This is a genomic window from Streptomyces niveiscabiei, from assembly GCF_033794345.1.
Lineage (GTDB): Bacteria > Actinomycetota > Actinomycetes > Streptomycetales > Streptomycetaceae > Streptomyces > Streptomyces niveiscabiei.
This window is the reverse complement of record NZ_JARAYJ010000009.1, coordinates 141,449-163,834: the sequence shown is the minus strand read 5'-3', so window position 1 is coordinate 163,834 and position 22,386 is coordinate 141,449. Positions and strand designations below refer to the sequence as shown.

General features: G+C 68.9%; 28 protein-coding genes. 11 read left to right on the top strand and 17 right to left on the bottom strand.

Annotated features, from left to right (window positions below; genetic code table 11):
* Window positions 1-39 precede the first annotated feature (39 nt).
* Window positions 40-825 carry an ABC transporter permease gene (locus PV682_RS15440; RefSeq protein WP_109362376.1) on the top strand — a complete coding sequence of 262 codons (786 nt, stop codon included), beginning with the start codon at window positions 40-42 and terminating at the stop codon, window positions 823-825.
* 182 nt (window positions 826-1,007) lie between these two features.
* Here PV682_RS15440 and PV682_RS15435 read toward each other — a convergent pair whose 3' ends face one another.
* The 3 genes from PV682_RS15435 to PV682_RS15425 form a co-directional block, all read right to left on the bottom strand.
* Complete coding sequence (locus PV682_RS15435) at window positions 1,008-1,637, bottom strand: TetR family transcriptional regulator (protein WP_319729984.1); 630 nt, start codon at window positions 1,635-1,637, stop codon at window positions 1,008-1,010.
* 35 nt (window positions 1,638-1,672) lie between these two features.
* Window positions 1,673-3,829, bottom strand: coding sequence for a phosphotransferase family protein (locus PV682_RS15430; RefSeq protein WP_319729982.1), 2,157 nt, complete (start codon window positions 3,827-3,829; stop codon window positions 1,673-1,675).
* 163 nt (window positions 3,830-3,992) lie between these two features.
* A complete protein-coding gene (locus PV682_RS15425) occupies window positions 3,993-4,856 on the bottom strand; it encodes a winged helix-turn-helix domain-containing protein (protein WP_319729979.1) in 864 nt (287 codons plus the stop codon).
* 174 nt (window positions 4,857-5,030) lie between these two features.
* Between PV682_RS15425 and PV682_RS15420 the strand changes: the two genes are divergently transcribed.
* Window positions 5,031-5,213, top strand: a complete 183-nt coding sequence (locus tag PV682_RS15420) for a hypothetical protein (RefSeq protein ID WP_319729977.1) — start codon at window positions 5,031-5,033, stop codon at window positions 5,211-5,213.
* Between the two features lie 19 nt (window positions 5,214-5,232).
* Here PV682_RS15420 and PV682_RS15415 read toward each other — a convergent pair whose 3' ends face one another.
* Both PV682_RS15415 and PV682_RS15410 read right to left on the bottom strand, forming a co-directional pair.
* Window positions 5,233-5,952, bottom strand: coding sequence for an HAD family hydrolase (locus tag PV682_RS15415; RefSeq protein WP_319729974.1), 720 nt, complete (start codon window positions 5,950-5,952; stop codon window positions 5,233-5,235).
* Window positions 5,953-5,981: 29 nt separating this feature from the next.
* Window positions 5,982-6,836, bottom strand: a complete 855-nt coding sequence (locus PV682_RS15410; RefSeq protein WP_319729971.1) for a FadR/GntR family transcriptional regulator — start codon at window positions 6,834-6,836, stop codon at window positions 5,982-5,984.
* Between the two features lie 234 nt (window positions 6,837-7,070).
* Between PV682_RS15410 and PV682_RS15405 the strand changes: the two genes are divergently transcribed.
* On the top strand, window positions 7,071-7,250 hold the full coding sequence (locus PV682_RS15405) for a hypothetical protein (RefSeq protein WP_055719532.1): 180 nt from the start codon (window positions 7,071-7,073) through the stop codon (window positions 7,248-7,250).
* On the opposite strand, the gene PV682_RS15400 is transcribed toward PV682_RS15405, so the two are convergent.
* The 3 genes from PV682_RS15400 to PV682_RS15390 form a co-directional block, all read right to left on the bottom strand.
* Complete coding sequence (locus tag PV682_RS15400) at window positions 7,240-8,163, bottom strand: winged helix-turn-helix domain-containing protein (RefSeq protein WP_319729968.1); 924 nt, start codon at window positions 8,161-8,163, stop codon at window positions 7,240-7,242. The genes PV682_RS15405 and PV682_RS15400 overlap by 11 nt on opposite strands.
* Window positions 8,164-8,538: 375 nt before the next feature.
* Window positions 8,539-9,843 carry a GNAT family N-acetyltransferase gene (locus tag PV682_RS15395; RefSeq protein ID WP_319729965.1) on the bottom strand — a complete coding sequence of 435 codons (1,305 nt, stop codon included), beginning with the start codon at window positions 9,841-9,843 and terminating at the stop codon, window positions 8,539-8,541.
* A 54-nt stretch (window positions 9,844-9,897) separates the two neighbouring features.
* The gene (locus PV682_RS15390; RefSeq protein WP_319729962.1) at window positions 9,898-10,413 is read right to left on the bottom strand and encodes an RsiG family protein; all 516 of its coding nucleotides are present in this window, start codon (window positions 10,411-10,413) and stop codon (window positions 9,898-9,900) included.
* Between the two features lie 195 nt (window positions 10,414-10,608).
* Between PV682_RS15390 and dtd the strand changes: the two genes are divergently transcribed.
* Window positions 10,609-11,034 carry a D-aminoacyl-tRNA deacylase gene (dtd, locus tag PV682_RS15385; protein WP_319729960.1) on the top strand — a complete coding sequence of 142 codons (426 nt, stop codon included), beginning with the start codon at window positions 10,609-10,611 and terminating at the stop codon, window positions 11,032-11,034.
* A gap of 84 nt (window positions 11,035-11,118) precedes the next feature.
* Here dtd and ygfZ read toward each other — a convergent pair whose 3' ends face one another.
* The 8 genes from ygfZ to PV682_RS15345 all read right to left on the bottom strand — a co-directional run bounded on the left by ygfZ (window position 11,119) and on the right by PV682_RS15345 (window position 16,971).
* A complete protein-coding gene (gene ygfZ, locus PV682_RS15380) occupies window positions 11,119-12,087 on the bottom strand; it encodes a CAF17-like 4Fe-4S cluster assembly/insertion protein YgfZ (RefSeq protein WP_319729957.1) in 969 nt (322 codons plus the stop codon).
* A 54-nt stretch (window positions 12,088-12,141) separates the two neighbouring features.
* Window positions 12,142-12,570, bottom strand: coding sequence for a Fur family transcriptional regulator (locus PV682_RS15375; protein WP_319729955.1), 429 nt, complete (start codon window positions 12,568-12,570; stop codon window positions 12,142-12,144).
* Window positions 12,571-12,586: 16 nt separating this feature from the next.
* Complete coding sequence (locus PV682_RS15370) at window positions 12,587-13,162, bottom strand: FABP family protein (RefSeq protein ID WP_319729952.1); 576 nt, start codon at window positions 13,160-13,162, stop codon at window positions 12,587-12,589.
* A 196-nt stretch (window positions 13,163-13,358) separates the two neighbouring features.
* A complete protein-coding gene (locus tag PV682_RS15365; protein WP_319729950.1) occupies window positions 13,359-14,237 on the bottom strand; it encodes a hypothetical protein in 879 nt (292 codons plus the stop codon).
* Window positions 14,234-15,046 (bottom strand): hypothetical protein, encoded by an 813-nt coding sequence (locus tag PV682_RS15360; RefSeq protein WP_319729947.1) that lies wholly within the window; start codon window positions 15,044-15,046, stop codon window positions 14,234-14,236. The genes PV682_RS15365 and PV682_RS15360 overlap by 4 nt, the downstream gene beginning before the upstream one ends.
* Complete coding sequence (locus PV682_RS15355; RefSeq protein WP_319729944.1) at window positions 15,043-15,765, bottom strand: hypothetical protein; 723 nt, start codon at window positions 15,763-15,765, stop codon at window positions 15,043-15,045. The genes PV682_RS15360 and PV682_RS15355 overlap by 4 nt, the downstream gene beginning before the upstream one ends.
* A 106-nt stretch (window positions 15,766-15,871) precedes the next feature.
* Window positions 15,872-16,144 (bottom strand): DUF397 domain-containing protein, encoded by a 273-nt coding sequence (locus PV682_RS15350; protein WP_319729941.1) that lies wholly within the window; start codon window positions 16,142-16,144, stop codon window positions 15,872-15,874.
* Window positions 16,126-16,971, bottom strand: a complete 846-nt coding sequence (locus PV682_RS15345) for a helix-turn-helix domain-containing protein (RefSeq protein WP_319729938.1) — start codon at window positions 16,969-16,971, stop codon at window positions 16,126-16,128. Before PV682_RS15345 ends, PV682_RS15350 begins: the two co-directional genes overlap by 19 nt.
* 165 nt (window positions 16,972-17,136) lie before the next feature.
* Here PV682_RS15345 and PV682_RS15340 point away from each other — a divergent pair, with 165 nt between their 5' ends.
* From PV682_RS15340 to PV682_RS15325, 4 genes are all read left to right on the top strand, one after another.
* Window positions 17,137-17,517 carry a hypothetical protein gene (locus PV682_RS15340; protein ID WP_319729935.1) on the top strand — a complete coding sequence of 127 codons (381 nt, stop codon included), beginning with the start codon at window positions 17,137-17,139 and terminating at the stop codon, window positions 17,515-17,517.
* Window positions 17,514-17,771 carry a hypothetical protein gene (locus PV682_RS15335; RefSeq protein ID WP_319729933.1) on the top strand — a complete coding sequence of 86 codons (258 nt, stop codon included), beginning with the start codon at window positions 17,514-17,516 and terminating at the stop codon, window positions 17,769-17,771. Before PV682_RS15340 ends, PV682_RS15335 begins: the two co-directional genes overlap by 4 nt.
* Window positions 17,772-17,791: 20 nt before the next feature.
* Complete coding sequence (locus tag PV682_RS15330; protein WP_010351638.1) at window positions 17,792-18,154, top strand: DsrE family protein; 363 nt, start codon at window positions 17,792-17,794, stop codon at window positions 18,152-18,154.
* Between the two features lie 109 nt (window positions 18,155-18,263).
* Window positions 18,264-18,995 carry a DUF4232 domain-containing protein gene (locus PV682_RS15325; protein ID WP_319729930.1) on the top strand — a complete coding sequence of 244 codons (732 nt, stop codon included), beginning with the start codon at window positions 18,264-18,266 and terminating at the stop codon, window positions 18,993-18,995.
* Window positions 18,996-19,055: 60 nt separating this feature from the next.
* On the opposite strand, the gene PV682_RS15320 is transcribed toward PV682_RS15325, so the two are convergent.
* Window positions 19,056-19,970, bottom strand: coding sequence for an AraC family transcriptional regulator (locus tag PV682_RS15320; protein ID WP_319729927.1), 915 nt, complete (start codon window positions 19,968-19,970; stop codon window positions 19,056-19,058).
* 97 nt (window positions 19,971-20,067) lie between these two features.
* Here PV682_RS15320 and PV682_RS15315 point away from each other — a divergent pair, with 97 nt between their 5' ends.
* The 3 genes from PV682_RS15315 to PV682_RS15305 all read left to right on the top strand — a co-directional run bounded on the left by PV682_RS15315 (window position 20,068) and on the right by PV682_RS15305 (window position 22,385).
* Entirely contained in the window at window positions 20,068-21,078 is a 1,011-nt protein-coding gene (locus PV682_RS15315) for an aldo/keto reductase (protein ID WP_319729923.1), read from the top strand.
* Window positions 21,079-21,205: 127 nt separating this feature from the next.
* Window positions 21,206-21,616, top strand: coding sequence for a hypothetical protein (locus PV682_RS15310; RefSeq protein ID WP_319729920.1), 411 nt, complete (start codon window positions 21,206-21,208; stop codon window positions 21,614-21,616).
* Window positions 21,606-22,385, top strand: coding sequence for a hypothetical protein (locus tag PV682_RS15305; protein WP_319729918.1), 780 nt, complete (start codon window positions 21,606-21,608; stop codon window positions 22,383-22,385). Before PV682_RS15310 ends, PV682_RS15305 begins: the two co-directional genes overlap by 11 nt.
* The last annotated feature ends 1 nt before the right edge of the window (window position 22,386 follow it).

The window sequence follows — 22,386 nt, the reverse complement described above, 5'->3', positions numbered from 1 at the left end:
CACCCACCAGCTCCCCAACTCCCTTCAGGAGAACGCCCGATGAGCTCCCTCTCCCTCGCCGCCCGCGACTGCTCCACCATGCTCCGCCGCAACCTCCTCCACGCCCGCCGCTACCCCTCCCTCACCCTCAACCTCCTGCTCACCCCGATCATGCTGTTGCTGCTGTTCGTCTACATCTTCGGCGACACGATGAGCGCCGGCATCGGCGGCGGCGACCGCTCCGACTACATCGCCTACATCGTCCCCGGCCTGCTCCTGATGACCATCGGCTCCACCACGATCGGCACGGCCGTCTCCGTCTCGAACGACATGACCGAGGGCATCATCGCCCGCTTCCGCACGATGGCGATCCACCGGGGCTCGGTGATCGTCGGGCACGTCATCGGCAGCGTGCTGCAATCGGTCGCGAGTGTCGTCCTCGTCGGCGCGGTCGGCGTGGCCATCGGGTTCCGGTCGACGGACGCGAGCGTGCTGGAGTGGCTCGCCGCGTTCGGGCTGCTCGTGCTCTTCGCGACGGCGCTCACCTGGATCGCCGTCGGGATGGGCCTGGTCAGCCCCAACGCCGAGGCCGCGAGCAACAACGCGATGCCGCTGATCCTGCTGCCGCTGCTGTCCAGCGCGTTCGTGCCGGTCGACACGATGCCGGGGTGGTTCCAGCCGATCGCCGAGTACCAGCCCTTCACCCCGGCGATCGAGACCCTGCGCGGTCTCCTCCTCGGCACGGAGATCGGCAACAACGGCTGGCTCGCGGTGGGTTGGTGCGTCGGCCTCACGGTCCTCGGCTACTTCTGGTCGACCGCGAAGTTCGACCAGGACCCCAAGTAGGCGCCATGGCAAGGCCGTTCACACACAGGCGGCGCACTCCGGCAACTGCCGGGCGTGCGCCGCCTGTTCCGCGTACGGGGCACTTCGCGCGGCAGGCCGAGCGGCGTACGAGCCCTCCCCGCGCCGCCAACAGGCCGACATGCGCCGCCTGTTCACCGTACGAAGCACCCGCCCCACCCCGCTCAGGAACCCCCCGCCCGCAGCTCCCCCACCGCAGCCGCCAGCACCCCGAACGCCCGCTCCGCCGCCGCGACCGCGTCCGCCTGGACCTCCTCCACCGGCTCCCCCTCCGCGATCCGCCGCCAGTTGTCCAGCGCCAGGATGCGGCGTACGGCGATGATCTGCCCGGCCGCGAGGCGCGCGGCGAGGTCGCCGCCGAGGGCCTCGCCGAGCGCCTCCTCGGAGCGCTCCAGGAAGCCGTACAGCCGCGCGACCAGCGACGGCGTGCCGTACAGCAAGGCGTAATACTCCCGTACCTGAGGGTGATCGTTGAGGCCGGTGACCGGGTCGTGCGCCTCCAGCCCGGCCAGGAAGTGGAGCCGCAGCGCCTCCACCGGTGCGAGCCCCCGCGCCCGCCCGGCGGTCACCACCTCCGCGGGCTCCCGCTCGTGGTCCGCGAGCCGGTGCAGGACGAGGTCCTCCTTCGCCGGGAAGTACCTGAACAGCGTGGGCTTGGAGATCTCCGCCGCTGCGGCGACCTCGGCGACGGACACCTCGTCGAAGCCCCGTTCGATGAACATCCGTACCGCAATGTCCGACACGTCCCGGTACATCCGCTGTTTCTTGCGCTCCCGCAAACCGCTCTCACTCATGCGACGAGCGTACGCAGCGTAGCCCTCACGGGGTCTCATCCGGTGAGCGCGAGCCCCAGGTAGGGGTTGGCGGCGCGGGGGACGGGGAGGCCGAGGACGTCGAGGGCGGCTTTCAGGGTCTGGCCGTAGGAGTCGACGGCGCGGCGGACGTTGGGGGCTTCCAGGGCCTCTCTGCTGACGAGGCGGTCGAGGTCGATGTAGGCGGAGCGGATGATCTCCAGCCAGCGGTACACCAGCCAGTCGTTCTCCCACCCGGCGACCCGTTCCGCTCCGAGCTTCTTCACCCACCGCTCGAACATTCGTTCCCTGATGGCCTGTTTGGTCGGCGTCAGGTGCATGTGCCGGACGAGGTCGTACAGCGGGTCCCCTACGAGTGCCAACTCCCAGTCGATGATGGTGAATTCGGCAGAGTCGTGACGACGGACGAGGTTCCAGGGGTTGAGGTCGCCATGGAGGAGGGAGGGTGCCCGGCGAGTGATGTGATGCCGACGCAGCAGCTTGCCCAGCAGGTCGGCCTCGGGCAGACCCACTTCTTTCGCCAACTCACCTGTCTCTTTGGGAAGTTCACAGACCAGGCCGACCAGCGAGGAAGTCAACTGCCCGTAGAAGTCGCGGCTCTCGGCCTCCGGGTCCAGCGACGTCCAGTCCACCCGTGTCAACGCGCACAACTGGTCCACCAGCGCGTCCGCCTCGAACGGCCGCAGTCCGTCCACCGGATGCCGGGGGGCCCGCTCCGGGTCCGGACCGGCGTACGTGTGGATCGCGAACGGGTCGTCGTGGTAACTCTCCCCGAGCGCAAGGACATTGGGCGCGAGAACCGGTACGTCGGAGGCGTGGATGGCGCGCAGCACAGCGTGTTCGTACAGCGGGCGCCGCTCCCGCCGCCGCACGTCGGGGAGTTCACGCCGTACGACGACCGGGAAGCCGATGCCCGGGACCTCGACGACGGTGTTGAGGTGCGAGGCACCCTTGAACACGTGGTCGGCGCCGGCCGCGCCCTCCGCGAGGAGCACGGCCTTCACCTGCTCCGCCCCGAACTCCTCACCGAGCGGCACCCGTTCGGTGTCGATGCGGCAGTCGAACGCCTTGCCGAGCCAATCCCGCCCGCTGACCTCACCACCGCGCCGGGCGGCGAGCCAGCGGAACAGCGCCGACTCGATCTCGGCCCGGCCCGGTACGGAACGCAGCCTGAGCGGCCGTTCGGCGACCCGCATCGCCCGCTCGACCTCGCGCGTCGCACTGTCCAAGTCCCGTTGCGTGAAAGAGGAGTCGAGGGACCGCGCGGCGCGCATGACGTCGGGGTAGAGGGACTGGGCGCGCTCGAAGTCGAGGTAGTGCCGCAGGTCGGAGTCGAAGCCGGTGACGGCCGCGGGCCGTACCCTGCGCATCGCGGACTCCCAGGCCACGAGCACCTCGCTCCACTGGTGCTCCGGATAGCGCATGCGCACCAGATGGGTGGCGAGATCCTGCAACGGGTCCCCGAACGTGGCGAGTTCCCAGTCCACGGTGACCACCTCCGCCTCCACCGGGGCGTACGGCAGGATGAGGTTGTCGCGGTGGAGGTCGGTGTGCAGCAGACTGTAGGGCCGTTGCGCCATCGTCGGCACCCGCTCGGCGAAGCGCGTCAGCGCGTCCTCCGGGACGCCGAGTGAGCTGAACAGGCCACCGAAACCACGCCAGTTGGGCAGCCTGATCTGCCGGTCCGCCTCCACGGCAAGGGTCTTGAGGAAAGCCTGGCTGTCGGCACCGTGAGCGGGCCAGCCCGAGGGCAGCGGCGGCAGCACCGTACGCCGTACCCGGGTCATCTGGGCCAGCAGTTCGGTGAGCGCCGACATGAGCCGACCGTCCACGAGTTTGCCGTCGCCGCAGACCGTCGACAGCGGCACACCCTGCACATAGCTGTGGATGCTGAAGCTCGGGGCGCGCAGCAGGCAGGTCGGCGCGTGCGGCAGATGCGGGCGTACGGCCTTCAGGATCGCGCCCTCGTCCTGCCAGGTCCGGATCACCACCGGCAGCGCTTCGCGCCGCCTGACCCGCACCAGCACGGTCGTACCGGCCTGCTCGCCCAGCCTGTCGGCGAGGAACTCCGGCAGCTCGCACACGTAGTTGTCGTTGTGATGGCCGCTGGCGACCGGTGCCTTGTTCCTGGCGTCCTCGACGAACGACGACAAGGCGGCGCTGGGCTTGATCACTGACCGCTCCGATGGGACGACTCACGCTGGTATGACAGGCACGCGACTTGTGTAACGACCCAGTGGGGACGTGGGTGTAGTCACCACTCCTGGGTGTCTGTCTGTTCGACAGCGCGGGCGGGGAGTCGTTCGGTCATGGTATTCAACTCCCATTACACCGAGGTCACTTGGCGAGATTTCTCCACACCGACTCGAACCACGTCCGCATGCTCTCCACGAAGACGGAGGCGGCCGAGTCCGGGTCGTCGTCGCGTACCTGATGGGTGAGGGTGGCGCCGAGACCGAGTACGTCGAGTGCGTCGACCTCGGCGCCCGTGTCCAGGGCGATCGGCCGCTCGACCACCTCGTACGGACCGAACAGTGCCGAACGGTCGTTCAGCAGGTAGAGCTTGAACGTCGGTGTCAGCGGCGCATGCTTGATCTCCAGGGAGACCTCGTCGACCATCTTGCGCACCTGAAGTTCCGCGAACAGCCGGGTAAGCGAGTCGACATGCTGCCCTGTGATCTTCTGCATCCGTTCCTGAAGCCTCATGTCGTCCGGGACGCCTTTGGTGCGGGGATACGGCAGTTCACCGGAGGGAAGCAGCATCCGCAGCGAGATCCTCCGGGGCGCGATCTGCCCCGAATAGATCCGTTCCGCCTGGGTCATCATGTGCCCGGTCAGCGACTCGGACGTCAACGTGTAGATGTCCAGGGCGACTTCGGGTTCCTGGAACGCTTCGTCGAGAAACGGCCCCAGAGACAGGACCCGGCCCTTGCGCTGCGGATCTCCGGAGGATATGCGCTGGGTCTTCAGCACCACCCGCGATCCGCTGCCCTGCCGAGACTGGATCCACCCTTCGCTGGCCAACTCCCTCAGCGCCCGCTGGACGGTGTCCCGCGAGACGCCGAACTCTTCCGCCAGATCCCGTTGCGGCGGCAGGAACCCCCCTACGGGGTAAGTACTTTCGGTGATACGGGCGCGCAGGACCTCCGCGACCCGTCGGAACTCCCTGCCGCCGCCGTCGCCGATCTGTTGCTCGCCCACTCTTCGACCGTACCGCCACCATCCCGGTGACAAACCACTTTCAGTCAAATCGACCGGCCAACTGGACTGCCCGTTAAGGGATCTACCGGTCAGGGAAAGACCACTTCACGTCAACCAGTCCAATTGGACTGCTAGTTGCAGACTTCACCGAGAGTTGTCGGGAGGTGAAAGAGCATGCTCCTGTTGTCCACCCTGACGGAATCCCTCAGCCTGGCCCTGGGCCTCCTGGCCCAGGCACGGCTCGGCCCCTTCGGCGTCTTCCTGTTGTTCTGCCTGGGAGTCGGGCTGCGAGCCCGCCACAGCGGACTCGCGGTCACCTCGGCCACATTGCTGACGATCCTCATGATCCAGGCCTGAGCAAGGCTTTCCCCACCGCTTACGCCCGTTTCCTGACCACCGCCAGCACAGGCTTCAGCGAGGTGACGACCGCCTCCGCACCCTCCTCGCGCAACAGGCTCTCCTTGAGGTCGCTGCGCGCATACCCGAGGAACGGCACCCCTGCCCGCCGCGCCGCCTCCAGGTCGGTCGGCGTGTCACCGATCATCAGGGCGTCCGCGGGCGCCGAACCCATCGCCCGCAGCGCTTTGTTGAGGCAGTACGGGTCGGGCTTGAGGAGCTGGAGATCGGCGGTACGGCCGTAGACGTGCGGGGCGAAACAGGCGCTCAGGCCGCGGCCGGCCAGGTATTTCCCCACCACCCGGGGGGAGTTGTTGGTGGTGATCGCCATGCGCGCGCCGACCGCCACCCACGTACGGATCAGCGGGTCGGCGTACGGTGTGGGCTGCGCCGAGGTCGCCGCCGTCAACTCCTCTTCTGTGAGCCACTCTTCCAGCTCGACGACGAGGTCGCTGCCGGAACACCGGCTGTCCACGGCACGCAGGACGGCATGGGGGTCCGGGCTGTCGCGCTCCGCCCCATCCAACAGCCCCCGCAAGCCCCGGAGTTCGAGCCGCTCAACCAGCCCCGCCGCGATACCCGCCGCAGGGTACCCGGCGAAGAGCGCGCACACGGGCCCGTCGAAGTCCCAGAGCACGACCCGGGCGCGACCGATCAACTCCTGGACTTTTTCGGTCGTCTTGTCGCCATCAAGAGCCATCCGATCCGTCTGTCTCGTATCAGAAGTCACTAGGAGAGTGTCAGGTCTGTCGTGATGGTTTCCCAGAGGGCGTCGAACCAGCGCTGAGACTCCTCGACGAACGCCGCGTCGCGCTGGCCGGTGCTCTTCTCGAAGGAGAAGAGGAGGGACTCGGTACCCCGGACGTCGTACATGTCGAGGAGCTCGCCGTCGTCGGAGGGCTCTTCGTACCGGGCGACCGTGTAGTAAGCCATCAGCGCTTCCGTGCCGTTGAGCAGATACAGCTTGACCGGAGGCGTGAACGGCAGTGCGCGGAAGGTGACTTGGACGTCGATGCCCTGCGAGCGGAGGGCGTTGAGGTTGTAACGCAGCACCTGGCCCTGGGCGTTGCGCATCCCCAGCCACCGCTCGTGCACCGTATCTCCGCCCGCGCCGCCGCCGACCTGGACCGGGAACGCGAGGTTGATGTCCCGGGACGGCAGCATGATGCGGACGTCGATACGCTCGGGCCTGACCTCGCCGCCGTGGATGAGACGCAGTGGCTCACCGAGAGCGGGGATGAGGCTCTCCGCGGTGAGGCAGACGGCGTCGATCCTGATGCGCGACGACTGGAATGCCTCCACGATGCGGGGTCCGAGCGCGACCATCGTCGGCCGGGGTTCGTCGCCCTCGCCCTCCGGCGCCTCGGCGATGCGCGGTGGGCTGCCCTTGCTGACGTTCGTCAGGAGCCCGTCCTCCTGCAAGGCCCGCAGCGCCTGCCGCACGGCGCCCCGCTCGACCCCGAACTCGTCGGCCAACTCGGCCTGGGTAGGCAGCCGATCACCCGCTTTGAGGTCCCCGACCCGGATCTGTTCCCGCAGATGGTCGGCGATCTCCTGAGGCGAGAGCCTTCTGCCGGCGTCCACTGCCACCTTCCCCCTGGGTCGTCACGGTCGAACGGTACAACTCTGATCCATCTTAGGGCAGTTGCCGACAACTTGTTTGAGGGTTGGTGCCAAGTGGGGACAACATCAGTGTAGTTGGTTGCCAACTTGGTCAAGTTGGCAGACCGCTGGCATATCCAAGCCGGTCCGCACCGAGCAAGCCCGCACCGAGCCGGCCCCCGTCACAGCACCGCACACAAGGAAGGGGTGAGCCCCATGCCCGTCGCCCTCGTCACCGCCGCCCTCGAACAGGCCGTCCAGTGGAGGTACGGCACGTCAGGCGCCGTCGCCATGCTGCTGATCAGCGTCGGGATCAAGGCCAGGATCCCCACCCTGACGTCGATAGGAGCCGTGCTGCTGGCCGCGCTGATGACGACCCCGGCGGTCAACTCGTGAGCTGGAGGTCCGAGCTGATCGTCCCCCACAGCGCGTCGAACCACAGCCGGGACTGCTCGACGAACATGGTGTCGCGCGCCCCGGCCCCCCGCCCGAACGCGAAGAGCATCGACTGCGTGCCCTCCGCGTCGTACGTCTCCACCCGCTCGTCGTTGATGAGTTGCTCGCGCCGCCGCAACGTGTAGTAGGCGAACAGGGCTTCGTCACCGTTGAGCAGATACAGCTTGACCGGAGGCGTGAACGGCAGTGCGCGGAAGTCGACTTGGACGTCGATGTCGTGCGTCTGCCGCAGCGCGAGGAGGTTGTGCTTGAGGACCTGCCCCTGCGCGTTGCGGTGCAGCAGCCAGTGTTCGCGCAGCCGCCCGGAGACCGAACTGTCCAGCGGGGCGGGGAAAGCGAGCGGGATGCTGCGCGACGGCAGCAGCACCCGCACGTCGACCTTGGCCGGTTTCATTCGCCCCGCGTGGATGTGCCGGAGGGGTTCGCCCATGGCAAGTGTCAGCGAGACGGCGGTCAGGCAGAGCGCGTCGATCCGGACGTGTTCGGCCTCGAACGCCTCGGCGATGCGCGGCGCGAGAGCGACCGTCGTCGGCTGCGGCGGGGCCGCCGGACCGCCCACCTGGAGCCCAACTCCCAGGTCGAGGGCGACAGTTGCGGGCGCACCCTTGGTCATGTTGGTGAGCAGGTGCTCCGCCTGGAGGATGCGCAGGGCCTGCCGTACGGCCCCGCGCTCGACCCCGAACTCGTCGGCCAACCGGGCCTGCGTGGGCATGCGTTCACCGGGCCGCAGCACTCCGGTCCTGATCCGGGTGCGCAGTTCGTCGGCCACCTCGTGGTGCGACTTCTGTGGCCGCTGTGGCCTTTTCCGTCCATTGACGGAGGCGGGTTCCGGCTCCACGTCGAAACAGTACAACTTCCCGCCATCTTTGGGCAGTTCCCCGGGAGATGGTTATGAGACGCTTCCAAGCGGACATAAGTACAGTGAAGTTGGCAGCCAACTTCACCTGACATGGTCAACGTGGTCAGACTTTCAGATGGTTGGTCGGGCTCCCTTCCGGAGGGGAGCCGGGAGCCCGCAGACAGACGGCGGCCCTGGCCGCACAGGCACAGCCACAACCGCATACGAGGCACCACCGCACAGCCACAACCGAACATCGCGAGCACAGCCACAACTTCATGAGCACAGCTACGGAAGAGTACGGAAGAGTTACGCCGTCAGGAGTACGACCCGAGTACGACCAGTGACCGGAGAGGAGGAGCAGCACCATCCCCCTGCGGGGGGCTCGACTCAGAACATGTCCGGGCACCATGGCCGCCCGGACGTACGCAGCAGGGCGTCGGCCTCGCGCACGGCGCCCGCTCGTACCTCCCGCACCCGGTCCAGCGCCGCCAGCCGCGCCACCGACTCGTCGCCGAGCCACACCGACGCGAGGTCGGTCACGTCCAGCGCGAGGTCGGCGCCCCGGGTGCTCCTGGTGCAGGACGCACCCCCGGGTGACGCCGAGAGCAGGAACCGTCCGCCCGCGAGCCCGGCCGGGTCGTCCACCTCCAGTACTACCTCTCCGGTGGTGTCGTACGTCCGTGCCTCCAGGGCCCGTGGGACATCCAGGAGCCGTACCCACAGCCAGTCCCCGAGCTGGGTGATCCGCGCGGCGCGGGGGTCCGGCAGGAAGCGCGGCAGCAGGTCGCCGGGGCCGCGCCAGCCCGACTTCACGGTGGCCACCCAGTCGATCGAGCACAGGAAGTGCCACAGCGCGCGCTCCGCCTCGGGAGTTACGCCGATCAGCCACTTCACGGTCAGCGTGTTGGCGGCCTGGCCGCCGCCGGTCCACGCGTCGTCGACCTCGTACGCGACCAGCCCGTCGATCTGCCCCGCGCCCCCGCCTGCGCCCCCACCCGCGCCCTCGCCCGCCGGCGAGCGGTACGCCACGTACGTCGGCACCGGCCGCTCACCCTCGTACGTCCGTAGTACCCCGGTATCACGGTCCCACCACTGCTGGTCGCGGCTGACCGCGCCGGCCGTCGCCCTCCTCACCCGCTCGTGCAGCTCGGGCCCGGCCTTGCGGACCTCCTCCGGCTCCAGCACCTCGATCCGGCCCCCGCACTCGGGCGCGGCCCACCGCGGGTCGAGCCCCGTGCGCGGTACGTCGATGCTCCACTCGGCGACCGAGGTCGCCGGCCCGAACCCGTACCGCCCGTAGATCGGGTACTCGGCGGCGATCAGCGTGGCCACCACGTCGCCCCGCTCCTTCGCCGCGGCGAGGTCCTCCCGCATGATCCGCGACAGCAGGCCGCGCCGCCGGTGCGTGGGCAGCACCGCCACGTTGGAGATCGCGTCGGCGGGTACGACCGCCCCGCCCGGCACGGTCAGCTCCTGCGCGAAGGAACGGTACGTCGCGACGACCCGGTCGCCCTCGAACGCCCCGTACGTCCGCGACCCCTCGTCCGCGACGCGCCGCGCCTCGACGTGCGGCGCCGAGATCGCGGAGGACCGCAGGAAGCCGACGTTCATCGCGCGCAGCCACTCGTGCCGCTCGCTCTCGGCGATCAGCCGGACGGCAATGGGTTCACTCGCAACAGGTTCACTCGTCATACCTCCACGCTATGCACCCTGAGGACTACACCTCCAGCAAATTGCCGCCCGCCCTCACCCCAGCAGGTCCTCCACCTGCGCCTCACCCTCCCGATACCTCCGGGTGATCTCGCCCCCGCAGTCGTCCGCCGCCCGCTGCAAGCCCTGCCGCCGCCGGGAGACCTCCTGCTCGTACCTCTCCAGTCTCCCCATCGCCTCGCTCAGCTCCCCGTCCGTACGGGCGGACAGGTCCGACAGCTCGACCTCGCCCAGCATCTGCGCGGCCAGCTTCCGGTACTCCTCCCCCTGGGGCGTACCGAGGGTGACGTGCCGGGCGGAGGAGCGGTACCGGGCCGGCCCGTCCGCGAGGATCTCCGAGAGCCGCTCCACCACGCCCCCCACCACCGCGGTCCCCCGGCAGGCCAACTCGGCCCGCAGGATGTCGATGCGCCCCTGCAACAGCCGCCGTACGTAACTGAGATCGGCCTCGTCGCGCAGCGCGTCCCGGCGCAGGTCGCGCAGCTCGGCCAGGCTGAGCCGGGTCAGGTCGTACTCCTCGTACCGCGTACCCGATGTACTGAGTGTGCTCATCCGCCTCTTACCGTCCCCTCGACCGTCCCCTCGACCGGGCGTGTGGGAAGCATGGTGCCACCCCAAGTGGCCGCTATGTGACCGAGTGCCCCCGAACGGCCCCAGATGGGGGGCTTTAGCCACCCGGTACGCCCCTGGGGCTACCCGGTTACGACCCGGCGCAGCCGCCCGCGAAGCACCCGGCATCATGGAGCCATGCGAGCAGTGGTGCAGAGAGCGGACGGCGCGAGTGTGGTCGTCGAGGGCGAGACGGTCGGCGGGTTCGAGGGCGAGGGCCTGTGTGTCCTGGTGGGGGTGACCCACGACGACACGAAGGAGAAAGCGGCCCAGCTGGCCCGGAAACTCTGGTCGATCCGCATGCTGGCGGACGAGAGGTCGTGCAGCGACATCGCCGCCCCGCTGCTGGTGATCAGCCAGTTCACGCTGTACGGCGACGCGCGCAAGGGCCGCCGGCCCACGTGGAACGCGGCGGCCCCCGGCGACGTCGCCGAGCCCCTCGTCGAGGCCGTCGTATCGGAACTGCGTGCGCTGGGTGCGACGGTGACCACGGGCCGCTTCGGAGCCCAGATGCGGGTATCCCTCACGAACGACGGCCCGTTCACGGTACTGCTGGAGATGTAGGCACCTACCCCTGCGGAGCTACCCGCGGAGCAGCCCCGGAGCAACCCTCGGAGCCACCTCCGGAGCCACCCCGCAGAGCTACCCCTACGGTGCTACGACGACCTCCTGGGCCGCAGCCGTCTTCTCCCCCACCACCAGCTCCGCGTCCACCGGCACGTTCCGCTTCACCAACGCCAGCGCGATGGGCCCGAGTTCATGGTGCCGGGCGGTGGTCGTCACGAACCCGATCTTCCGCCCGTCCGCCCCCTCGGCGGCGAGACGGATCTCGGCCCCCCGCCCCGGCAGCTGCACCTCGCTGCCGTCGAGGTGGAGGAAGACGAGCCGCCGGGGCGGCTTGCCGAGGTTCTGGACGCGGGCCACGGTCTCCTGCCCCCGGTAGCACCCCTTCTGGAGGTGGACGGCGGTCCCGATCCACCCCAGCTCGTGCGGGATGGTCCGGTGGTCGGTCTCGAACCCGACCCGGGGCCGGTGCTGCTCGACGCGCAGCGCCTCGTACGCGAGGAGCCCGGCGGCATCGCCCACCCGCCCCGCGAACTCTTCCAGCTCCTCCCGGGGCAGGAAGAGATCACGCCCGTACGGCGTCTCCCGCACCACGACGGACCCCGGCACCTCGGCCACGGACCCGGCCGGCAGGTGCACGACGGCGAAGTCGGCGGTCCGGTCCTCGACCTCGACGCGGTAGAAGAACTTCATCGACTCCAGGTACGCGATCAGCGCCTCCTGCGACCCGGGCTCGACGTGCGCCCACACGGTCGACCCGTCGTCGACGAGGTACAGCGCGTGCTCGATGTGCCCGTTCGCGGAGAGGATCAGCGCCTCGGTGGCGACGCCCGCGGCGAGGTCGCTCACATGCTGGGTGAGCAGCAGATGCAGCCAGGTCAGCCGGTCGTCCCCGGTGACGGCGACGACGCCCCGGTGCGACAGGTCGACGAACCCCCGCCCGTCGGCGAGCGCCCGTTGCTCCCGGAACAGCTCCCCGTAGTGGGCGGCGACACCGTCGTCCACACCCTCCGCGGACACCGCACCCGGCAAGGACAGCAAGGGACTCTTCATGGTCCCAACCCTACGACGCGGCTCCCGGAACCCGGCGGGGCTCCCGCCCCTCCGCTACTCCCTCTCCTTCGCCGAGCACTCCGCGCACCGCCCGAAGATCGCGAAGTGCTTCATGTCGGTCTCGAACCCGAACCGCTCGCGCAGCGCGTCCGTGAACACGGCCGCGACCTCGACGTCCGCCTCGATCACGCGGTCGCAGTCGCGGCACACGAGATGCAGGTGATGGTGCCGGTCGGCGAGGTGGTAGGTCGGCGCGCCGTGCCCGAGGTGCGCATGACTCACCAGCCCCAACTCTTCCAGCAGCTCCAGCGTCCGGTAGACCGTGGAAATGTTGACCCCCGACGCCGTCTTCCTCACTTCCACGAGGATGTCGTCGGGGGTCGCATGCTCCAGCGTGTCGACAGCTTCCAACACAAGCTGCCGCTGCGGCGTCAGCCGATACCCACGCTGCCTGAGGTCGCTCTTCCAGTCGGTGCTCACCACACTGGAGAGTCTAGGACTACTTGAAGAAAGCGATCCCGTCATCCGGCATGTCCTGCGGGAGGGCCTTGGCCCAGCGGGCCACGTCCTCCGGGGTGACGACCTTCTTGAGGTGCGCGGACATGTACGGCCGGAGTTCTACGTCGGGAGTCTGCTTCTCGCCGACCCACATGAGGTCGCTCTTGACGTACCCGTACAGCCTCTTACCTCCGGTGTACGGCCGGGAGGCACCCGTACGGGCTACGGCGTCCGTGACGAGGTCGATCTGGGGCTGCTTGGCCGCCAGTTCGCCGTACCAGATCTCTACGACGCCGTCGTCGCGGACCATCGTGACCTCGACCTTGCGGTCCGCGTCGATGCGCCAGAAGCCGTGCTCGGACTCCAGGGGGCGGACCTTGTTGCCGTCGCCGTCCAGTACCCAGGTATGAGAGGTGTACTCCAGGAAGTCACGGCCGTCCTGGGTGAAGGACACCTCCTGGCCGAAGTTGCACTTCTCCGAGCCGGGGAAGTCGTGCACGCCCGCGCCGGCCCACTGGCCGAGGAGGAACGTCAGCGGGAGGAGGTCCTTGTGCAGGTCGGACGGGATCTCGATCATCAGGCTTCCTGGTCGGACGGGGTCAGCGCTGGCCCTGGTACAGCTTCTTCACGGTCAGCCCGGCGAACGCGAGCACGCCGACGCAGACCAGGACGAGGAGAGCTTCGAAGAAGACTTCAAGCACGGGGTGCTCCTAGAGGCGCGATTCAGGTACACAAGGCCGGACCCCAGCTTACGCCGCCGGGGTCCGGGCCACTCATCGGGCCGGGGTCACCCCAGGGGAGGAGGCGAGCAGCTGGCTCTGGAGTACGACGGTCTGCTGGAACGGCACGCTCGCGGCGGACCCCTTGCGGGACTGGAGTACGACGGCCATGACGTCCCCGTGGAACAGGTACGCCTGCCGGAGCTGCTCGGCGCCGTAGGGCTTCTTCTCGTCGTAGACGTCCCGGTCGACGCCCTGGACGTTGGACTCGTACGGAATCCCGTCGTCGAACTCGGTCTCCTCGGCGCCGCGCGCGGGGTAGAAGGGCGCGTCGTACCCGGTGAGGTTCTCGCGCAGCCGGTCGACGACGGCGGGGTCGTCGAGGCGCAGGAGGTATACGGAGGTATGGGTACCGTCGGCGGTGGTCCACCCCCGTGCGGCGATGTGCCTCAGCCCGTAGTCCTTGAGGTACTCCCCCACCCTGGTCCGCTTGTCGGCGGAGGCGTACACGGCGAGGAAGTCCTTCACGGCGAGCCAACCGCCGTCCCCCTTGAGAGCTACGTCCTCGACCGCCCCCTGAGGGGCAGGCAGCACGTAGGCCCGCAGATCGGCGCCGGCGACGGGCCGCTGGATCTCGGGGTAGTCCCACCGTCCGTCGGAGGTGGTACCGAGCCCGGGTACGTCGGTCCGCTCCATCCGCGTGATCCCGTACGCGGTCCCCGCGCCGAGCACCCCGAACACGGCGACGGCGGCGGCCCACCGCAGGACGCCGCGCAGCACGCGCCGCGACTTGGGTACTTCGGGAGACGGCGCGACGACCTCTTCCGGGGCGGCCTCTTCCGATTCCGGGACGGCCTCTTCCGGCATGACCTCTTCCTGCACAGCCTTTTCCTGCACGGCCTCGACGGCCTCGTCCCGCGTCTGCTCGCTCATACCGCACGCCCCGCATCCCCGATCCGGTCGAGCTGCTTCGCTACGAACGCGGCGATTCCCTTGGTGTCCAGCGGGTCGGTCCCCGTCGCGATGAAGGAGACGACCAGGTCACCGACGCCGGCCGTGCACTGAACGGCACCGAGCGTGTCCTTCTTCTTGTCGTCCGACGTGGCGAGGCACGTGACGTTCTTGTGCCCCTTGATCACCGGCCCCTTGCCGAAGGCGTCCGACGCGGCCATGGCGCGGTACACGTCCCCGACGAGCTTCACGGTGCTCCGGTCGGCGAAACGACTCAGCCCGACCTGGACCATGAAGGAGGAGTCGTCGTCATCGGTTTCCGCGCTCAGGTAGGTGCGCATGGCCATGCCCTTGAGCTTGTGTTTCTCGACGGCGTCCCGGTACTTCCGGGGCTTGTCCTTGAGCTGCTGCGCACGCACAGCGGCGGCCTGCCGCTCATTGAACTCGACGTCGTGCCCGTAGGACTCCAGGTCGGGACCGGGCCGAAACCCGTACGTCCCGTAGGGCACGAAGAACGCCCGCAGCGTGCCTGCGGCGGGCTTCTCGGACGCGGACGCGACAGGCTTCGGGAACTTCCAGCGCGCGGCACCGGGGTCATGCTCGGCACCCCGCACGGTGACGACGGTGTACCCGACCCCCGCGAGGACTACGGCGGCGAGGAGGGCGGACCCGAGTATGAGACGGGTACGACCCCGGCGAGCCGGTTTCCCGGCGGGGGACCCGGAGTCGTCCCCGGGGACTACCTCAGGGGTACGCGTCTCCTCGACGTCCCCGGCGTTCTCGTCGCTCACAGCTTCCCCATCTGCCGCTGTGCCAGGCCCATGATCGCGGCCTTGGGGATCGGCTTCGTGTCGTACAGGTAGATCTCGGCGTAGAGGTCGCCGCGCCAGGCGTGTGCCTCGGCGGAGTAGATCGGGAGGTACCCGGCCTTGCGCTCAGGGGTGTCGTGGACGGAGGCCCGGCCGTTCAGCGCTCCCATGCCGGGGATGGTCCAGCTCCGGGTGTCGCTCTTCTCGTCGGACCAGTACTGCCCGTTCTCGGCTTCCTCGGAGGCGCCGATCGTGCCGTCGTTCTGGTTGAACTGCACGAGTTTCACCTCGACGGTGCGGCTCCCGCCCTCGGCCCAGATGATCGAGGCGGCGCGGCGGAACTCGCTCTTGCCCAAGCTGCTGAAGGCGCCGGAGGGGTCGACGTAGGAGGAGGAGTACTCGGGGAGACCGATCCAGCGGGGACCGCCTCGCCAGCCGTCGTCCCCCTTCTCCCTGGCTCCCTTCGGCGGCTCTACCAGCAGTTTCCGCAGATCCCCGTCGACCTTGACGCGGCGGTCACGGGCGGCGGAAAGCGGCTCGGGTGTGCTGCCCTTGGCCTGTGGGACCGTCGCCTGGGACAGCGGCGGCAAGGGTGTGGGCGAGCGTTCGGCCTGGACGAGGTACCCCGTGCAGACCCCGCCGAGTACCCCGAGGCAGGCGGCGGTGGAGATGAGTAGGGCCGTACGACCCCGGCGTTCCAACAAGTCCCCCCGGAAAAGAAACCGGACAAAGAAGTGAAGCGCGCACTTGGCGTGCACGCTTCACAGGAGACTCGTAGGTATCAGGGGTGGTTGTACGACCCAAGAGTTACGACTTGATACCGAGGAGGAAGGCGGCCCAGGAGTCGGCGGCGAAGAGGAGGGAACCGGCGGAGGGGTCCTTGCTGTCGCGGACGGGGACGAGAGAGGGGAAGCTGTCGGAGACTTCCAGGCACTCGCCGCCGTCGTTGTTGCTGTAGGAGCTCTTGCGCCACGCGGCTGTACTGAGCAAGTCGTCGGAGACTTCGAGGCACTGGCCGCCATCGGTGTTGCTGTAGCTGCTCTTGCGCCACGAGACGCTGCTCAAGTCGATGGATCGCACGGCAATTCCTCCAGCAGACGCATGATGAACTGTCGTGTCTCGGCGGGGCTGTACGCCAAGTCACGTAGGGCATCATAGGCGCGGTTAAACGCCTGAACCCTGCTGGTTTCCTCGATCAGTTCGCCCTGTGCGTCGTTCTCCGAGTAGGCGACGATCTTCCCGTCCGGCAGTTGCAGGAACATCATGTCGGTGTTGACCAGACGGTGAAGCCCCACGCCGAACGGCAGCACCTGGATGGTGACGTCAGGCAGTTCCGACACCTCCAGCAAGAACTCCAACTGCCTGCGCCACTCCGCCAGGTCCGTCAGCGGATTGCGCAGTACCGCCTCCGACATGATCGACCGGAACGGCACCGGGTTCTCCGGGTCGAACAGCGCGCGCTGTCGCTCAAGTCGGGCATGGATCTGCCGCTCCAGCTCCTCACCCTGGTAACCACCGGCGATGAGCGCCGCCCTCGCGAACCCTTCGGTCTGGAGCACACCCGGCGGCGTAGCCGGCCCGTAGTGCCACAGAACTACGGCCTTCTCCTCCAACTCCATGTACGGCCGGTACTTCAGCTTGAACTGCCCCTTGTCGGCGATCGCCAGCTCCCACAGGGTCAGCAGCTTGTCCCCCGTCCCGTAGTAGGTATCGAGGTCCCTGACCACATCGGGTCCCCCCAGCAGAATCCCGTTCTCCATCCTGCTGAGCAGGGACTGGTCCCACCCCACGTCCTCCGACAACTTCCTTAAAGAGACCTCCTTTTGGAGCCGCGCCTTCTTCAGCTCCTGCGCGAACCGCTCCCTCGGCCCTCCGCTCCGCCCCGTGATCGGCCTCCTGGCTGGCATCGCCTTCCCACCCTCCTGTTGCCTTTGGACATTCCCGCGTTGCCTTTGCGCCTGTCCGGGGTGCGAAGGCGTCCCCGCAGGGGCCATCCTCGTACTACCCAGGAATGCGCAGAGTAGTACAACAACCTCATTCCGTATAGATGTTGGGCGAAAGGATGTAAACCCATGGAACCCGGAACCCTCCTCTACGACCCCACGACCGACAAGGTGGGGGAGTTCCAGGCCCGCGACGGCAAGTACGCGATGCTCCGCCCCGTCGGCGGCGGCATCGAGTGGCAGGCCGACCCCGACACCCTCCGTCCCCCCACCGACAGCGAGCGCATCGGCGCCGGCGTGAAGGCGGCGAACGTCCAGGCGGCCCGCAAGTACCCGCTGTTGGAGCCGACGGTGGACATCACGAAGGTCCCCGAGCCGCACCCGAACTGCGCGAGCTGCGCGGACCTCGTGCGGCTCGCGCACAAGGCCGCCGACGAGAAGGACTTGAGCGCGGAGGTGGACGCGCGGGTCCTGATGAGGCGTCACCACGAGCAGGCGCACCCGGCGTGACACGGCGCCCGGAGCCCGGTCGGGTCCAGGAGGTGTACCCGGCGTACGCGGTTCCCCCGCCCGCGTTGCCGTGGACGCCGACGGCCGAACTCATCGCCGTACAGAGCGAGTTGCCGTCGAGACCGGTGACTCGTGGTCGCCGGGTGCGGCGCAGAGCGAGGCGGCTGTTGCGTGAGGACGCGTTCTGGAGCGGTGTGCTGACCGCGCTGAGCGTCGCCACGCTGGTCGCGGTGATCGCGGCGACGGTGGTGTAGGCCGCACTACGCTGCACGGCATGTCCAAGAAGCTGGTTATCAAGGTGACCGCGGGTGCCGATGCCCCCGAACGCTGCTCGCAGGCCTTCACCGTGGCCTCGGTGGCGGTGGCGAGCGGGGTGGAGGTGTCGCTGTGGCTCACCGGGGAGTCCGCGTGGTTCGCTCTGCCGGGGAAGGCCGCGGAGTTCGAACTCCCGCACGCGGCGCCCCTCCCGGACCTCCTCGACACGATCCTGTCCGCGGGCCAGGTCACGCTGTGCACGCAGTGCGCGGCGCGGCGGGACATCACGGAGAAGGACGTGATCGAGGGGGTGCGGATCGCCGGGGCGCAGGTGTTCGTGCAGGAGGCGCTCGGGGACGGGGTTCAGGCGCTCGTGTACTGAGCGTGTAACGGGCGTGTCATAGGCGCGAGTTGAGCGGAACGCGGGGTCGCCGGGGGCGCTCATCACAGTAGTCAACGGCACGCCGTACCGAGGTTGGGGAAGAAACACGATGCGCGTTCAGAAGCTCACCATCGCCGCCATTGCCGTCGCCGCCGGTCTGTCTCTGACCGCGTGCGGCTCCAGTGACAGCACGGCCAAGAACGACCCGTCGCCGTCTGCTTCTACATCCAACTCCAGCGCGGCGACGGGCGGTTCGGGCACGGCAGGATCGACGACCGGCGGTTCGGGCACGACGGGGACGGCGACCGGCGGTTCCGGTTCGGGGTCCAACGCGTCGGCGACAACCGGCGGTTCGGGTTCGAGCGGCTCCACCACCGGCGGCTCCACCACCGGCGGTACCGGCTCCAACTCCGCTTCCAAGAGCGGCCGTTGCGGCACCGACTCGCTGGCGATCACGGCATCCGACAACACGATCGGAGGCGACAGCACGCGCACGGTCGTCGTCACGCTGAAGAACAAGAGCGGCAAGTCCTGCACGATCTCGGGTTACGCGGGCGTCGACCTGAAGACCAACTCCGGGACGATCTCCGCGAAGCGCAGCGGGCAGCAGACCGCCGCCGTGACCCTCAAGAGCGGCGCGGAGGTCTTCTTCCCGGTCTTCTACCCGGCCAACGACTCCGGTGGCTCCGGTGTCCGCATCACCGGTCTCCTCGTCACCCCGCCGAACGACACCCGCACGGTCTCCCTCGCCTGGCCGGGTGCCGCCTCCCTCCCCGTCACCGAGGGCGGCGGCACCCCGGTCAAGGTCGGCCCCATCGGCAGCGCGGGGCAGGGCAGCTGATACCTGAGCAGCTCATACCTGAGATGTACCCGGTGACTCCCCTGACTCCCCTGGGGTGACTCAGGGGCTGACGCGGCCGGGGGCGGAGTAGACCCCCGGCTCCGCCCTCAGCCGTGCCGCGTCCTGTCCCGGGGGCAAGCCGTACTCGCTCCGGTACTCCCGGTTGAACTGGGTAGCGCTGGAGTAGCCCACCGCGTGGGCGACCTGCGCCGCGGACTCCCCCTCGCTGACCAGCCTGCGCCGCGCCTCCTGCATCCGCAGCCGCTTCTGGTACTTCAGGGGCGTCATACCCGTGACCGCCTTGAAGTGCCGGTGCAGCCCGGCGGCGCTCATGTGCGCGACCGCCGCGATCTCCTCGACGCTCAGCGGCTGGTCGTACCGCTCCTTGATCCACCGCGCGGCGACCCGGACCCGGGAGGTCGCCGAGTCCGCGAGGAACGCCTCCCGCAGCAGCGGGCCGAGGTCGCTGCGCAGCAGGCGGTACAGGATCTCGCTCTCCGTGCGCGCGGCGAGGGGGCCGATGTCCTCGGGTGAGTCGAGCAGCTCCACCCAGCGGGCTACGGCGTCCGCGAGGGCGGGGGTGAGCGCCGTACTGACCAGCCCCTGCCGGGCGGGACCGGCATGCCCCCCGTCCTCCCCGTACCCCTCGTAGCTCTCCAGTTCCACGAGCAGCTCGGTCACCGTGCCCGCGTCGAGCCGCAGTACGGCGGACCGGTACGGCACCTTCACCAGGTCGACGACCGCCGGCAGGTGCAGCGGCGTGAACAGCAGCTCGCCGGGGCCCGCAATCGCGCTGACGTCCCCGGACGTGACCCTCTTCGCGCCCTCGACGACGAAGCAGATCATGGGTTCGTAGAGGCGGTGGAGGGACTTCCACTCCTCGTCGACCCCGGCGAGCATGAGGTGGGGGACGGCCGTGTCACCCCCGGGTACTACGAGGTGACGTCCGATGGCGGCGGCGAGACGGTCGAGCACGACGCGATCCCTTGGCTGAGGGGGCTGAGAGGATCAGGCAAGTTTATGAGACTGCTGCCCCATGCCGCCGGGCCGCCCGCTCCGTAGCGTCGAGGGCATGGCAGAGAACACCGCGAAACTCCCCCTCCGCACCCTCGGCACCCAGGGCCTGACCGCCGGTGCGATCGGTCTCGGGACGATGGGGATGACCGTCGCCTACGGGCCCAGCGACGAGCGGAGCAGCATCGCGACCATCCACCGGGCGTACGACCTGGGAGTTACTCTCTTCGACACCGCCGAGATCTACGGCCTGGGTACGGGGAGCAACGAGCAACTCCTCGGCCGCGCGGTCGCCGGTTTCCGTGACGAGGTCCTCCTCGCGACGAAGTTCGGCTTCGACCTGTCCGACCCGAGCCGTATGTGGTCCCACCTCGACAGCCGCCCCGAGAACATCCGCAAGGTCACCGAGGCCAGCCTGCGCCACCTCGGCACCGACCACATCGACGTCCTCTACCAGCACCGCGTCGACCCCGACGTCCCCATCGAGGACGTCGCCGGGACAGTCGGCGAGCTGATCGCCGAGGGCAAGGTCCGCTTCCTCGGCCTCAGCGAGGCGGGCCCCGACACGATCCGCCGCGCCCACGCCGTACACCCGGTGTCGGTCCTCCAGACCGAGTACTCCGTCTTCGAACGCGCGGTGGAGGTCGAAATCCTCCCGCTGCTACGGGAGTTGGGCATCGGCTTCGTCCCGTACTCCCCCTTGGGTCGAGGATTCCTCACGGGTGCGGTCAAGCCGGCCGCCGAATACCCCGAGGACGACATGCGCCGCGCCGACGAACGCTGGCAGCCGGGCAACTACGAACAGAACCTGCGCGCTGTAAGGGAGTTGACGGCCCTGGCCGCCTCGAAGGGAGCCACAGCACCCCAACTCGCCCTGGCCTGGCTCCTGTCGCGGGGCGAGGACATCGTCCCCATCCCCGGCACCCGCACCCCCACCCGCCTGGCGGAAAACGTCGCGGCAGCCGAACTCGCCCTGACCACCGCCGACTTGACCCGCATCGACGAGATCCTCCCCCACGGCTCGGCGGGCTCCCGCTACCCGGAATTCATAATGCCGACCTGGAAGTAACCCCTGCCCCGGCACCGCCCCCCTCTCAGAGGTTCACCCGTTCAGCGGGACGTTCCGCCTTCTCCGTTCCCCTACGTTCAGGACAACGACCGAATCATCAGCCGAAGGCTGAAAGGTGGCTGCCCTGATGCGCAAGACCTCTCGGGATGTCCTCGCCTTCGTCCTCGCGTCCCTGACGATCTGGGCCGTCCCGACGGCGGTGACGGCGGCGCCCGTTCCACCTGCCGAGGCCGCGGAGCCGGTACCGGGTATCGCCCCGCCGGACTCCGACACGACCGCCGTATATCTGGACGCGGAAGGCCGCCCCGTCCAGACGGCCGAGCGCACCGGCGCACAACGCCTCGGCTGCACCCCGGTCAGCGGGCGGGACAATCCCCACCGGTCCGGCACCGGAGTGGCGGTGTCCGGTCACGGCTGGTGGGACAAGGGGACGTGCGACAACGACCGCGCCGATGTCTACAACTGCATCGTGGACGGCGAGATCGACACGGCCGAGCAGCCCATGAACCAGGCTGCCGTCAACTGCCGTGTCCGCTGACCCGCCGACCACGGGAACCCTGTTCGCCGCGCTCTACGGCGCACAGACCCCGCACCCGTGGCACGACCCCGAGAACGACCCCTACCAGCTCTTTCATCAGCGCTCGCTCGCCATGGGGTGGCTGGACACGCTGTGGGGGATGAACGACGCCGGTTGCGGGCATCCGCAACGTGCCGCCGGGGACCCGGAGTTGATCGCCTGGTTCCAGGTCGGGGCGGCTGTGGTGAGCGGGGAGCGGCCGTTGCCGGTGCGGGCGTTTCTGGGGTGTGCCGGGAGTGTGGTGGAGCGGATCGGGACTGCGGATTTCTCCGTCGTCCAGCTTCTGCTTCCGCTCGGGTCTATCGACGTCGCCTCGCGGCCCGCGTACGCGGCGGTGCCCTCGATGCTGACGCGGGAGTGGTTCCGGGCGGGTGATCCGGCGGCGCGGACTCCGGTGGAGGTGACCGTCGGCAGCGGGCGGGACGACGTGATCGGGGAGCTGCCGCGCTGCCTCGCCGAGCTGGAGCAGGACGTCTTCACTCTCCGGCCGTCCTCCTCTGGACGTACCTCTCCGGAGTTCCGGCCGTCCTCCCCTGGACGTACCTCTCCGGAGCCACCCTTCGACGACACCTTCTGGGGTGGTCCACCCCGTCACACCCTGACCCTCCACGGCGACCTCGCCGCCTGGTCGTACGACGCCGTCGGCTGGCTCGGAGAGACCCTCGCCGACCTCGCCGCGCGCCTCGGCGGACGCGCACCTCTGCTGGTCACGGTGAGTCGTACTACCTGAG